Origin of the sequence: Neobacillus thermocopriae, from assembly GCF_010975035.1 — a bacterium.
Lineage (GTDB): Bacteria > Bacillota > Bacilli > Bacillales > Cytobacillaceae > Neobacillus > Neobacillus thermocopriae.
Genome location: NZ_JAAIUV010000040.1, coordinates 1 through 12,960 on the forward strand (window position 1 = coordinate 1; position 12,960 = coordinate 12,960).

General features: G+C 35.7%; 14 protein-coding genes. 13 read left to right on the forward strand and 1 reads right to left on the reverse strand.

The window, feature by feature from the left end:
- The first annotated feature begins 231 nt into the window (after window positions 1-231).
- The 7 genes from sleB to fni all read left to right on the forward strand — a co-directional run bounded on the left by sleB (window position 232) and on the right by fni (window position 6,375).
- Window positions 232-975 (forward strand): spore cortex-lytic enzyme, encoded by a 744-nt coding sequence (sleB, locus tag G4Z05_RS15760; protein WP_163252740.1) that lies wholly within the window; start codon window positions 232-234, stop codon window positions 973-975.
- A 12-nt stretch (window positions 976-987) separates the two neighbouring features.
- Window positions 988-2,337 (forward strand): germination protein YpeB, encoded by a 1,350-nt coding sequence (gene ypeB, locus G4Z05_RS15765; protein WP_163252741.1) that lies wholly within the window; start codon window positions 988-990, stop codon window positions 2,335-2,337.
- Window positions 2,338-2,469: 132 nt separating this feature from the next.
- Window positions 2,470-2,661, forward strand: coding sequence for a DUF5359 family protein (locus G4Z05_RS15770; protein WP_240465409.1), 192 nt, complete (start codon window positions 2,470-2,472; stop codon window positions 2,659-2,661).
- A 122-nt stretch (window positions 2,662-2,783) separates the two neighbouring features.
- Window positions 2,784-3,461: a (d)CMP kinase gene (cmk, locus tag G4Z05_RS15775; RefSeq protein WP_163252744.1), complete on the forward strand. Its 678-nt coding sequence runs from the start codon at window positions 2,784-2,786 to the stop codon at window positions 3,459-3,461.
- A gap of 2 nt (window positions 3,462-3,463) precedes the next feature.
- Window positions 3,464-4,045 carry a lysophospholipid acyltransferase family protein gene (locus G4Z05_RS15780; protein WP_163252746.1) on the forward strand — a complete coding sequence of 194 codons (582 nt, stop codon included), beginning with the start codon at window positions 3,464-3,466 and terminating at the stop codon, window positions 4,043-4,045.
- A 119-nt stretch (window positions 4,046-4,164) separates the two neighbouring features.
- A complete protein-coding gene (rpsA, locus tag G4Z05_RS15785) occupies window positions 4,165-5,304 on the forward strand; it encodes a 30S ribosomal protein S1 (protein WP_163252747.1) in 1,140 nt (379 codons plus the stop codon).
- 12 nt (window positions 5,305-5,316) lie between these two features.
- On the forward strand, window positions 5,317-6,375 hold the full coding sequence (gene fni / locus G4Z05_RS15790; RefSeq protein WP_163252749.1) for a type 2 isopentenyl-diphosphate Delta-isomerase: 1,059 nt from the start codon (window positions 5,317-5,319) through the stop codon (window positions 6,373-6,375).
- 36 nt (window positions 6,376-6,411) lie between these two features.
- On the opposite strand, the gene G4Z05_RS15795 is transcribed toward fni, so the two are convergent.
- The gene (locus G4Z05_RS15795) at window positions 6,412-6,558 is read right to left on the reverse strand and encodes a YpzI family protein (protein WP_163252751.1); all 147 of its coding nucleotides are present in this window, start codon (window positions 6,556-6,558) and stop codon (window positions 6,412-6,414) included.
- A 108-nt stretch (window positions 6,559-6,666) separates the two neighbouring features.
- Between G4Z05_RS15795 and G4Z05_RS15800 the strand changes: the two genes are divergently transcribed.
- The 6 genes from G4Z05_RS15800 (at window position 6,667) to spoIVA (ending at window position 12,782) form a co-directional block, all read left to right on the forward strand.
- On the forward strand, window positions 6,667-7,275 hold the full coding sequence (locus G4Z05_RS15800) for a YphA family membrane protein (protein WP_163252753.1): 609 nt from the start codon (window positions 6,667-6,669) through the stop codon (window positions 7,273-7,275).
- A 169-nt stretch (window positions 7,276-7,444) separates the two neighbouring features.
- Window positions 7,445-8,755 (forward strand): ribosome biogenesis GTPase Der, encoded by a 1,311-nt coding sequence (gene der, locus G4Z05_RS15805; RefSeq protein WP_038535881.1) that lies wholly within the window; start codon window positions 7,445-7,447, stop codon window positions 8,753-8,755.
- A gap of 20 nt (window positions 8,756-8,775) precedes the next feature.
- On the forward strand, window positions 8,776-9,825 hold the full coding sequence (locus G4Z05_RS15810; RefSeq protein ID WP_163252755.1) for an NAD(P)H-dependent glycerol-3-phosphate dehydrogenase: 1,050 nt from the start codon (window positions 8,776-8,778) through the stop codon (window positions 9,823-9,825).
- Between the two features lie 208 nt (window positions 9,826-10,033).
- Window positions 10,034-10,219, forward strand: a complete 186-nt coding sequence (locus G4Z05_RS15815) for a DUF2768 domain-containing protein (protein WP_163252757.1) — start codon at window positions 10,034-10,036, stop codon at window positions 10,217-10,219.
- 31 nt (window positions 10,220-10,250) lie between these two features.
- Window positions 10,251-10,961: a hypothetical protein gene (locus tag G4Z05_RS15820; RefSeq protein WP_163252758.1), complete on the forward strand. Its 711-nt coding sequence runs from the start codon at window positions 10,251-10,253 to the stop codon at window positions 10,959-10,961.
- 342 nt (window positions 10,962-11,303) lie between these two features.
- A complete protein-coding gene (gene spoIVA, locus G4Z05_RS15825) occupies window positions 11,304-12,782 on the forward strand; it encodes a stage IV sporulation protein A (protein WP_163252760.1) in 1,479 nt (492 codons plus the stop codon).
- Window positions 12,783-12,960: the final 178 nt, after the last annotated feature.

Genomic DNA, 12,960 nt, shown 5'->3' on the forward strand with positions numbered 1-12,960 from the left:
CTAATTGATCTCGATTTACTTGTGTATTTTTAGTAAGCATTTCAATATCACCTCGATATTCTATGACATAATTATACAAAAAATGTCGACAAAATCCTTTAAAAAAGGATTTTGTCGACAGTCTGAACCCTTCATTCATAATGAAGGGTTTTTTTGTGCTGTGGAATAAAAAGTGTCATTTTACAAAAAATAGGGATAATGCAAAAAGATCACTTTGGGGGTTATTATTCCATGAAGATGAAAAAAATCTTAATCATGTCCTTCTTTCTTTTTTCAGTTTTGATTTGGCCGGTTTCATATGTAGATACAAATAAAGTTCATGCATTCACAAACCAAGTCATTCAGCATGGTGCAGTAGGTGATGATGTCATTGAACTCCAAGGAAGGCTTAAACATCTTGGCTTTTATACGGGGAAAGTTGATGGTGTCTTTGGATGGAGAACCTATTGGGCTTTAAGAAATTTTCAATATGAATTTGGATTGCCGATCGATGGCTTAGCAGGACCGGCTACAAAACAAAAATTGGTGAAGGCTACGAAAAATTATAAAGGAACAACTACCACCGCAGGGAAAACGAACAAGAAACCGACACCAACTGCAACGAACATACCAAAAGGTTTTTCTCAAAATGATATTCAACTAATGGCTAATGCAGTCCATGGCGAGGCAAGGGGTGAACCATATATCGGCCAAGTTGCTGTTGCTGCCGTAATCCTAAACCGGGTGAACAGTTCTTCTTTTCCAAATACAGTATCCGGGGTAATTTTTGAGCCAGGAGCATTCACAGCAGTGGCAGACGGACAGATTTGGTTAACACCGAATGAAACATCGAAAAAAGCTGTGATTGATGCCATTAATGGATGGGATCCTACAGGAGAAGCATTATACTATTTTAACCCAGATACAGCGACGAGTGCTTGGATATGGAGTAGACCGCAAATTAAACGAATAGGCAAACATATTTTTTGTAAATAGGGGTGATTACAGTTGATTAGAGGCATATTAATTGGTGTACTGGTAGCGGCTGTTGCAGGTACGGCCTATTGGGGATATCAAGAACACCAAGAGAAAAATGCGATTCTTTTAAATGCAGAAAACAATTATCAAAGGGCATTTCATGATTTAACCTATCGGATGGATTTATTGCACGATAAAATTGGTACTACACTAGCGATGAATTCAAAACATTCATTATCCCCTTCTTTAATTGAAGTATGGCGGATAACCTCTGAGGCACATAGTGATGTTGGTCAACTACCATTGACATTATTGCCGTTTAATAAGACGGAAGAGTTTTTGGCTAATATTGGTAATTTTACCTACCGAACAGCTGCTAGAGACTTGGAAAAAGAGCCACTAAGTAATGAGGAATACGAAAAATTAAAACAACTTTATAAACAATCTGGAGAAATTCAAGCAGAGCTTAGAAAAGTTCAGCATATGGTTTTAAAGAATAATTTGCGATGGATGGATGTGGAGTTGGCACTTGCCTCAGGAAAAGAAACTACAGATAATACCATTATTGATGGGTTTAAAACTGTAGAAAAAACAGTAACGGGTTTTGAGGAATCTGATCAAGGCGTATCCATGTCCAATTTACAAAAAAAAGATGAAAATTTTAAATTGATAAAAGGTAAAACCATTACGAAAAAAGAGGCAATAACAATTGCTAAAAAATATATGAATTTCGATGGTAATGCTGAAGTGAAGGTCACTGATAATGGAAAAGGCTCTGATTATGGATTTTACAGTGTTTCAATAAGAAACAAAAAAACCGGTCAAGAAGCAAGTATGGATATAACAAAAAAAGCTGGTCATCCCATTTGGTTTATTAATAATCGCGAAATTACTACACAGAAATTGAGTTTAAATGAAGCGAGTAATCGGGCAACAAAGTTTCTGAAGGAAACTGGTTTTAAAAACTTGGAAGTCATAGAAAGTACCCAATACGATAATGTGGGTGTGTTTAATTTCGTAACGAATATGGATGGCATTAGAATTTATCCAGAATCTGTAAAAGTAAAGGTAGCGCTTGATAACGGAGATATTGTAGGTGTCTCTGCAGAAGAATATTTAAAGTCTTTCCATACGAGGAAAATTGAAAAACCGGCTATATCTATGCAGGAGGCTAAAACGAAAGTAAACCCTAATCTTAAGATTATGGAAGATAGGCAGGCAGTAATAATAAATGATTTAGATAAAGAGGTATTATGCTATGAGTTTTTAGGAACTATGGGTGATGATACCTATCGGATATTTATTAATGCAAAAAGTGGAGTTGAGGAGGACGTAGAAAAATTAAAAGACTCTGAGGAAGTTTACGAAGATACTTTATAAGGGAAAGCATTAGCTTTTCCTTTTTCTATTATATCTAAGTTTAGTTTTGAGTGAATCGGAAATCCACTTTTCAGTTTGGTATAAATAAAAACAATGACTCCGATAATAGTACTAAGATTAGTAACGGGGACGATGCTCTTGAAAAAATTCGAAAGAATATTAATCAAGCTTATTATTATCCAGTTTTTGTTTCTGTTTTTCACACAACTCTTTTTTCACCAATTAAATGTTATACCAGAACTCCATCAATTAACAAAATATGAGGGGGTTAATGAGAATACTTTTACCGAAATTCTTCAAACTTTCCATTCTGACAATAAATAAGCAGGGGTATCCTGCTTATTTTTATTAATTAAAGTACTAAAAAATAGGAAGTAGGTTCGTAACTTATGGTAAAATAAAAGGTAGACACCAAAGTGAAATTCTTAATGTTTTTAGGAGGATTTATGAATAAGAAAAAAATATCAATTGCAATTGACGGCCCTGCTGCAGCCGGAAAAAGTACTGTCGCAAAAATTGTAGCAGAAAAATTATCATATATTTATATTGATACGGGGGCTATGTACAGGGCATTGACATATAAAGCAATTGTGAATCAATTAAACCTTGAAGATGAACAATCGTTAGTGAATATGCTTAGATCTACAGAAATTGATCTGAAGCCTTCAAATCATGGCCAATTAGTTTTACTAGACCAGAAAGATGTGACAAATGAAATACGTACATCGGAAGTAACCAATTCTGTTTCCGTTGTTGCTAAACACCAATTAGTTCGTGAGGAAATGGTTAGAAGACAGCAAGCATTTGCTAGAAATGGCGGTGTGGTAATGGATGGTCGTGATATTGGTACACATGTATTACCTAATGCTGAAGTAAAAGTATTTTTACTTGCATCTGTAGATGAGAGGGCAATACGAAGACATAATGAAAATTTACAAAAAGGTTTTCCATCAGATTTGGAAAAATTAAAAGAGGAAATTGCCCGGAGAGATAAATTAGATTCTGAAAGGGAAGTAGCTCCATTAAGAAAAGCTGATGATGCAATTGAAATTGATACCACTTCATTGAATATTAATGAAGTAGTTGAAAAAATAATGGCTCTTGTATATGAAAGGATTGGATAAGATTGACTTTTTATTCTTTTGCAAAATCAGTTGCTTCTTCTATTTTTAAACCATGGTACCGGATTGAAGCTATTGGTATGGATCAGGTTCCTAAAGAAGGAGGGGTACTGATTTGTGCCAATCATATTCATAATTTTGATCCGATTGTTGTGGGAATTACTGCTCCTAGACCGGTTCATTTTATGGCAAAGGAAGAGCTCTTTAGAGTCCCGGTTTTGAGTGGTATCGTTAGAAAATGTCATGCATTCCCTGTTAAAAGGGGCATGAGTGATCGTGAAGCACTTAGACAAGGGATTAAAGTCCTTAAGGAAGGTCACGTTTTAGGGCTTTTCCCAGAAGGAACAAGAAGCAAAACAGGAGAACTTGGAAAAGGTCTTGCTGGTGCCGGTTTTTTTGCATTAAGAACTGATTGTACGGTCGTACCATGTGCGATTATTGGTCCTTATAAAAGCCTAAGAAAACTAAAAGTAATTTATGGAAAACCCCTACCAATGAATGAACTTCGAAGTGCAAAGGCTTCAGCGGAAGAAGTAACTGAATTAATCATGGCAGAAATCCATAAACTTATTAAAGAGTATAGGTAGGTTCTGCTTGACAAATCTTATTATTTATAAGAAGTTAATAATTGAGATTCTTTTTTCGCTAATCAGAATTTATAGAAAAATGTAGGTATTGCTAGGTAATGGATTAAGGAGGATTACATATGGCTGAAGAATTAAATCAAGTAGAAGTAAAAAGCTTTGAAGTGGGTGACAAAGTAATTGGACAAGTTAGAAAAGTAGAAGAAAAACAGGTTCTTGTTGATATACAAGGTAGTAAACTTGATGGGATCATTCCAATCAGCGAGCTATCAAGCCTTCATATTGAGAAAGCTTCAGACGCGGTTTCAGAAGGGGAAGAATTACAATTAGAAGTTATAAAAGTTGAAGAAGAAGCGTTAATCCTTTCAAAAAGAAAAATTGACGCTGAAAAAGCTTGGGAAAGCCTCGAACAAAAATTTGAAAATGGTGAAATTTTGGAAGCAGATGTAAAAGATGTTGTTAAAGGCGGGCTTGTGGTAGATCTTGGAGTTCGTGGATTTGTACCTGCTTCTCTTGTTGAAAGCTACTTTGTTGAAGATTTTAGTGATTATAAAGGCCGCACATTAACATTTAAAATAGTCGAATTAGACAAAGAAAAAAATCGATTAATCCTTTCACATCGTGCAGTGGTTGAAGCTGAAAAAGAAATGCAAAAACGAAACCGCCTAGAAGAGCTTAAACCTGGGCAAATTATTGAAGGGACTGTTCAAAGAATTACTGACTTCGGTGCTTTTGTAGATATCGGTGGAATTGATGGACTAGTTCACATTTCACAATTATCTCATGAGCATGTAAATAAACCTACTGATGTTGTACACGAAGGTCAAAAAGTACAGGTAAAAGTTTTAAGTGTAGACCGCGACAATGAAAGAATTTCTTTATCCATTAAAGAAACACTCCCAGGTCCATGGTCTAATATTTCTGAAAAAGCACCTAAAGGTAGTGTGTTAAAAGGAATTGTAAAAAGATTGGTTTCATATGGAGCATTTGTTGAAGTTTTCCCAGGTGTAGAAGGTCTCGTACACATTTCACAAATTGCTCATAAGCATATTGGTACTCCACATGAAGTATTAAAAGAAGGTCAAGAAGTAAATGTAAAAGTGCTTGATGTGAATGAAGCTGAACAGCGATTATCTTTAAGTATTAAGGAGCTTCTTGATAAAGAAATTGAAGAAAATCATGATTACGAACTTCCTGAGGAAGCAAAAGGTTTTCAACTTGGTGAAGTGATCGGTGATAAACTTAAGAATTTAGGGAAATAATGGTGATTATTCGTGTCTAGAGAACAACGTAAATGGGATCACATTCGATTTGCACTGGGAAATGAGCAAAAAAGCTCATCGGCTTTTCATGACATAAAATTCCTTCACAACAGTCTACCCAATAGCAGTGTGTCCAATGTTCGATTAGATTCCTTTATAGGCGAACTTTACCTAAGTTCGCCTATTTTTATTAACGCCATGACAGGTGGAGGTGGTGAAAAAACCTATTCAATTAACCAAAAGCTGGCGATTGTTGCAAAAGAGAAGGGATTAGCAATGGCAGTAGGCTCACAAATGGCTGCGATCAAGGATCCTTTACAACGTTATACTTATGAAATAGTTCGAAAAGAAAATCCATCAGGAATAGTCATTGCTAATCTTGGCAGTGAAGCAACTCTTGAGCATGCAAAAGCAGCAATTGAAATGGTAGAAGCAGATGCTTTACAAATCCATTTAAATGTTATTCAGGAATTAACCATGCCAGAAGGAGACCGTGATTTTAGAGATGCTTTAAAAAGAATCGAAATGATCATTCATCATGTTCAGGTACCTGTAATTGTAAAAGAAGTAGGGTTTGGTATGTCGAGAGAAACAGTGCAATCTTTATCTTCTATTGGTGTTCAGGCTGTTGATATCGGAGGATTCGGAGGGACGAATTTTGCTACAATAGAAAATAAAAGGAGGCTACAAGAATACACCTTTTTTGAAGATTGGGGTATTCCCACACCGATTTCAATTGTTGAAGCAGCGATGATTGAAAAGCCAATTTCTATTATCGGATCAGGAGGGTTCTCAAATGCATTAGAAATGTTGAAGGGATTGGCATTAGGAGCAGACGCGATTGGGGTTGCTGGTTATTTTCTAAAAATCCTAGTTCGTGAAGGTATTGAGAAGCTAATGGATGAAATAGACCGTATTCACAATGAAATGCTAATAATTATGACGGCTCTCGGTGCTGAAAGTATTTCAAAAGTGAAAAATGCGCCGTTAATTATTTCTGGGGAAACCTACCATTGGTTAAATCAAAGAGGCATTGATACAAGAAAATATAGCCAACGTTCTATAACTTAATTAAGCTCCTGCCATTAAACAGGAGCTTTAAGTTTTTTAGATATCATCTTTTCCGTCATTTAATCCTCTTGCTTCGGATGGGCTTGATAACTTAGTTGCACCTTTGTAGTGTAAAGCTTGGTCACGATCTGACTCTACCCTTTTACTCTCTCTTAACTTCTTTTCTTGACGATCTTTTCCCATATTTGAACACCTCCTATTTTTTAAGATGAGCCCCGACGAAAATATTATTCAAGGAGTATGAAAGTACATAACACGTACCAATAATGTAAATAATAGGAGGTGTGTAAAATGGAAGGGACTTTGTTTTATTGGGGATTTTGGTTGTTCTGGGTGATTGCAACATTTTTTTTGCCGAATCAAAACCCGTACAGAATGAAACTTGCAGCTACTATATTAATTTCCATTATTCTGTCAAAATATTATCTGATATTAGGTAAGTTTGAAATGAATATCAGTGGATTATTCTTATTAATAACATCTTACTTTTTTTTAAGTCATGAGAAATGGAGTACAATAATCTACTCCATTATTTGTTCTCTAATTATTTCATTGGCTTATACTGGCTTTCAATTACTTGAGATCTTTGATCCTGTTTGGGTGATATTTAAGAGGGAATGGATGTTAGCGGTTGGAATGGTATTTTTAACAATTCTATTACAGAATACATTAAAGGGAAGGTTGTTGGTAGTATTAAGTGGTACAATCCAGGGAGAGGTATTATATTCAATTATACTCAATAAAAATAATTTACCCCATCAAGTGTCAGATTTAAATTATTTGGATGTTTGTTCACTGATTTCTATTTTACTAGTTATTTGGAGCCTCCTAGAAAATGTAGGTGTAATTTTCCAAAATCATTGGAGCTTTTTGGAGAAATCGAAACAAAAATCTTCTTAAAAAACTCACTTATTCTTACGATTGCAGGAAAGTATAAATATTGCTAAGATAATAGGCAGGCCCTTCTTACCAATGGAAGGGTTTCTTTCTTCGTTAACTTGATTTTTGTATTTGGAAGGATAAGTGTTTCAATTTGTTAAATATAAATATGGAAAGGGTGGCGATTAAAATGGTAAAACCTGTTATTGCCATTGTCGGAAGGCCTAATGTTGGGAAATCCACAATTTTTAACCGTATTGTTGGTGAGAGAATATCGATCGTTGAAGATATTCCAGGAGTAACACGGGATAGAATTTATAGTTCTGCAGAATGGTTGTCCTATGATTTTAATATTATTGATACAGGTGGTATTGATATCGGGGATGAACCATTCTTAGAGCAAATTAGGCAACAGGCGGAAGTGGCGATTGATGAAGCGGATGTAATTATTTTTTTAGTAAATGGAAGAGAAGGTATAACTGCTGCAGATGAAGAAGTAGCCAAAATTTTATATAAATCTAAAAAACCAATAGTATTAGGAGTAAATAAAATAGATAATCCAGAAATGCGTGACCTAATATATGATTTTTATTCACTTGGATTTGGTGAACCAATTCCAGTTTCTGGTTCCCATGGGTTGGGAATTGGAGATTTGCTCGATGCTGCAGCTAAATATTTCCCGAAATCAAAACAAGAAGAATATGATGAAGATGTTATCAAATTTTCATTAATTGGCCGGCCAAATGTAGGAAAATCATCTTTAGTGAATGCGATATTAGGAGAAGAACGCGTGATCGTCAGCAACATAGCTGGGACAACCCGTGATGCAATTGATACGCCATACACATATCATGGGCAAAAATATGTCATCATTGACACAGCTGGAATTAGAAAAAAAGGAAAGGTCTATGAGAGTACAGAGAAATATAGTGTATTGCGTGCGTTAAGAGCTATTGAACGTTCTGATGTCGTTTTAGTTGTGATAAATGCAGAAGAAGGGATCATTGAACAAGATAAAAAGATCGCTGGTTACGCTCATGAAGCAGGAAGGGCGATTGTAATTGTTGTAAATAAATGGGATGCTATCGAGAAAGATGAAAAAACGATGATTGAGTTTGAGCGTCAGATTAGGGAACAGTTTTTATTTCTTGATTATGCACCTATTGTTTATTTATCTGCCAAAACCAAAAAACGAATACATACATTATTACCGATGATTAATTTAGCAAGTGAAAATCATTCCATGAGAGTGGAAACGAGTGTGTTGAATGATATTATTATGGATGCTGTCGCCATGAATCCTACACCGACAGATAAAGGTAGACGTTTAAAAATTTACTATGCAACACAAGTATCAGTTAAACCTCCAACTTTCGTTATTTTTGTTAACGATCCGGAATTATTACATTTTTCTTATGAACGATTTTTAGAGAATCGAATAAGAGATGCGTTTGGTTTTGAGGGAACACCTATCAAAATTTTTGCAAGGGAAAGAAAATAAGCGTAAGGAGGGTGTAATGGATGGTACAAGAAAAAGATGTTATTGCTGTAATTGGAGCAGGAAGCTGGGGAACAGCTCTTGCAATGGTGTTGGCGGATAATGGTCACACTGTACGTCTTTGGAGCCATAATGAAAATCAAGTGAAAGAGATAAATGATGAACACACAAATAAAAAATATTTACCCGGGATTAGTCTACCTAAATTAATCACTGGATATGCTTCATTAAGTGATGCCTTAATTGGGGTAGAAATGGTAATTTTGGCTGTACCAACAAAGGCCATCCGGGAAGTAATTGGTAAAATGAGAGCAGTTATGAAAAACCCCATTACACTTACACATGTCAGTAAAGGAATTGAACCAGACACTTTATTACGTATTACGGAAATTATTCAAGAAGAAATGCCGTCGGAACTTTTAAAGGATATTGTCGTACTTTCCGGACCTAGTCATGCAGAGGAGGTAAGTCTTCGACAACCAACAACGGTGACTGTTTCTTCCGAAAACATGGCTGCAGCGGAAGTGGTACAGGATTTGTTTATCAATAATTATTTCCGCGTTTATACTAATCCTGATGTGATTGGTGTTGAAATTGGTGGTGCACTAAAGAATATTATTGCTCTGGCAGCTGGTATTACAGATGGATTGGGGTTTGGTGATAATGCCAAAGCAGCTTTAATTACGAGAGGATTGGCGGAAATCGCTCGCCTTGGAACAAAAATGGGTGCAAATCCGTTGACCTTTTTAGGCTTAACGGGGATTGGTGATTTAATTGTCACATGTACAAGTGTCCATTCAAGGAATTGGAGAGCGGGTAATCTTTTGGGGAAAGGGAAAACGCTCGATGAAGTCCTTGAAAATATGGGTATGGTTGTTGAAGGTGTCCGAACAACGAAAGCTGCTTATCAACTGGCTAAAAAATATGATGTGAAAATGCCAATTACATTTGCTCTATATGATGTATTATTTAATGGTAAAACCACGAAAGATGCGGTAGATGGTTTAATGGGCCGAGCGAAGACTCATGAAATGGAAGATTTGGTAAATATTCTTGGTGAAAGAAATTTGTAGATGAAAAATAACGTTTTTGATAAGAATATAGGCGTTCGATGATACGCTTTTTAACATAAATGCATACAATGCAGCGAAGTAACTTGATAGTATGACGCCTGGAGTATGGGTTATTTAGTCTAATTGGCTGAAGTAAAGAATTCGCCCCTCTTTACTTCAGTTTTTTATTTTTTATGCTATAATTACAGTCGAAAAAGGGGGAAATATGATGTCACCAGCTATGATCAAAATGTGGATATCTATTGCTGGAATGGGATGTATGTTTCTGGCAATATTATTCATTTATTTGAGTCGATATAAATTAAAAGGGATTTTTCGAGTTATTACGGGAATGCTTGCTTATTTATTTTTACTAGTTTCAGGTTTGATATTGTTTATCGTACTTTTTACATAGTCAAAAAATGTCTAATATCAAAGGTGATTATATGAATTGGAGAATGCTTGGTGTATTCTTGGTACTTACAGTTTTCCTTTTATCGGGCTGTATGTATCCGAAAGAAAAGTTAAAACAGAATCAAATACCTTATAAGGATCAAATCCAAGCAGTTCAAACGGCAGTAGATGAATTTAGAAAGGATAATGGCGGAATTCTTCCCATTAAGACTAAGGAAGCGGAAACCCCAATCTACCAAAAATATTTGATTGACTTTAAGAAAATCACGCCAAAATATTTGGCAGAACCTCCAGGAAATGCTTATGAAAGTGGAGGGGTTTTTCAATATGTACTTGTTGATGTAGAAACGAACCCAACAGTAAAAATATTTGATTTGAGAATAGCAGAAACAATTCGGGAAATTAAGTTAAGAATTAAAGCAAATGATTACCCGCCTTATAAAGAAACTTTGGCTAAGAACATTTATTCACTTGATTTTAAACAATTAGGTTATAAAAAACCACCTGTGGCTGTAAGTCCATATACAAATCAAAATTTATCATTTGTTGTCACGGGAAATGCCGAAGTATATGTGGATTATCGCCCAGATCTTTATCAAGCCATCAAGAAATCTGAAGTGGAACTGAAACCAGGGGAAGACATTCGTTCTATTCTAGTGAAAGATTCGATGTTTGTTCCTGCTTATTCATTACCGTATACGTTAGATGAAAAAACAAAAGAACCGATATTTCTTGAAGAATAATACTATTTTAATCATTAATGATTGAATTAAGAATGATCCGTATCTATAATTTTTGTCATAACCCTTCTCTTACGAAATATATTGTAGGAGAAGGGTTTTTGTATGCAAAACATAAAGTAAAGGATAACTTACTATTTTCCTTTACATGAACATAGATAGAAACCCTCCAATCCATTAAACAAATAGGTAAATAGATAACAGCAATTTAAATTAAAGATAAGGAGGTAAAAAATTTTATAAAAATGTCATAACTAAATAGGACAACATCATAAACATATACTGTCCCAAAATACCTAATGGATGAAATTATCCCACTTTACGTTATGATCAGGAGGGGATCACTTGGAAAAGGTAGATATTTTTAAAGATATTGCTGAAAGAACGGGCGGCGATATTTACTTAGGAGTAGTCGGAGCAGTTAGAACAGGTAAATCAACATTTATAAAAAAGTTTATGGAGCTTGTTGTATTACCGAATATTAGCAGTGAGGCGGAGAGGTCCAGAGCACAAGATGAGCTTCCACAAAGTGCTGCAGGAAAAACAATTATGACTACTGAGCCGAAATTTGTTCCGAACCAGGCTGCAACCGTTCATGTGGACGAAGGGCTCGATGTAAATATTAGACTAGTAGACTGTGTAGGTTATACCGTTCCGGGAGCAAAGGGTTATGAAGATGAAAATGGACCAAGAATGATTACTACACCTTGGTACGAAGAACCTATTCCTTTTCATGAGGCCGCAGAAATCGGTACAAGAAAGGTCATTCAGGAACATTCGACAATAGGTGTTGTTGTTACAACGGATGGAACCATCGGAGAAATTCCAAGAAGTAATTATATTGAGGCTGAGGAAAGAGTTATTGAGGAATTGAAAGAAGTTGGTAAACCATTCATTATGGTGGTCAACAGTGCTCAGCCTTACCATCCGAGTACAGAGACGTTGCGCTCTAGCTTGGCAGAGAAATATGATATTCCAGTAATTACAATGAGTGTTGAAAGTATGCGTGAAAGCGATGTATTAAATGTCCTTAGGGAAGCACTATATGAATTTCCAGTACTTGAGGTAAATGTAAACTTACCAAGCTGGGTGATGGTCCTTAGGGAAAATCATTGGCTTCGTGCAAGCTATCAAGAAGCAGTAAAAGAAACGGTAAAAGATATCAAGAGATTAAGAGATGTTGACAGAGTAGTTCAGCAATTCAGTGAGTTCGAATTTATTGAAAGAGCAAGCCTTGCAGGGGTTGAAATGGGTTCAGGTGTTGCTGAAATCGATTTGTATGCTCCAGATGAATTATATGATGATATTTTAAAAGAAATCGTGGGTGTAGAAATTAGAGGGAAAGATCATCTTTTGGAACTTATGCAGGATTTTGCTTATGCAAAGGCAGAATACGATCACATTGCTGATGCTCTGAAAATGGTGAAGCAAACTGGTTATGGTATTGCCTCCCCGACATTATCTGATATGAGTCTCGAAGAGCCGGAAATTATTCGTCAAGGGGCCAGATTTGGTGTAAGATTAAAAGCGGTAGCTCCATCCATTCATATGATTAAAGTGGATGTTGAATCCGAGTTTGCACCAATTATAGGGACGGAAAAACAAAGTGAGGAGCTTGTACGTTATTTGATGCAGGATTTTGAGGACGATCCGCTGTCTATTTGGAATTCTGACATCTTTGGCCGAAGCTTAAGCTCTATTGTTCGAGAAGGGATACAAGCAAAACTGTCATTAATGCCGGAAAATGCAAGATATAAACTAAAAGAGACGTTAGAAAGAATTATAAACGAAGGATCAGGTGGATTAATAGCGATTATTTTATAAAAGACTCCATTAGGAGTCTCCAGATTGTAGACAAAAGGCATTCCGAATAAGCTTAATTCGAAATGCCTTTTCAAATTTTAAGCAATTTTTGGTCTATATTAACTTTAATTTGACCCCTACGGGGTCAATTATTATACCATTTTTGGACTAGTCCAAGTCCAGTTTGCCAGTTTCTTTA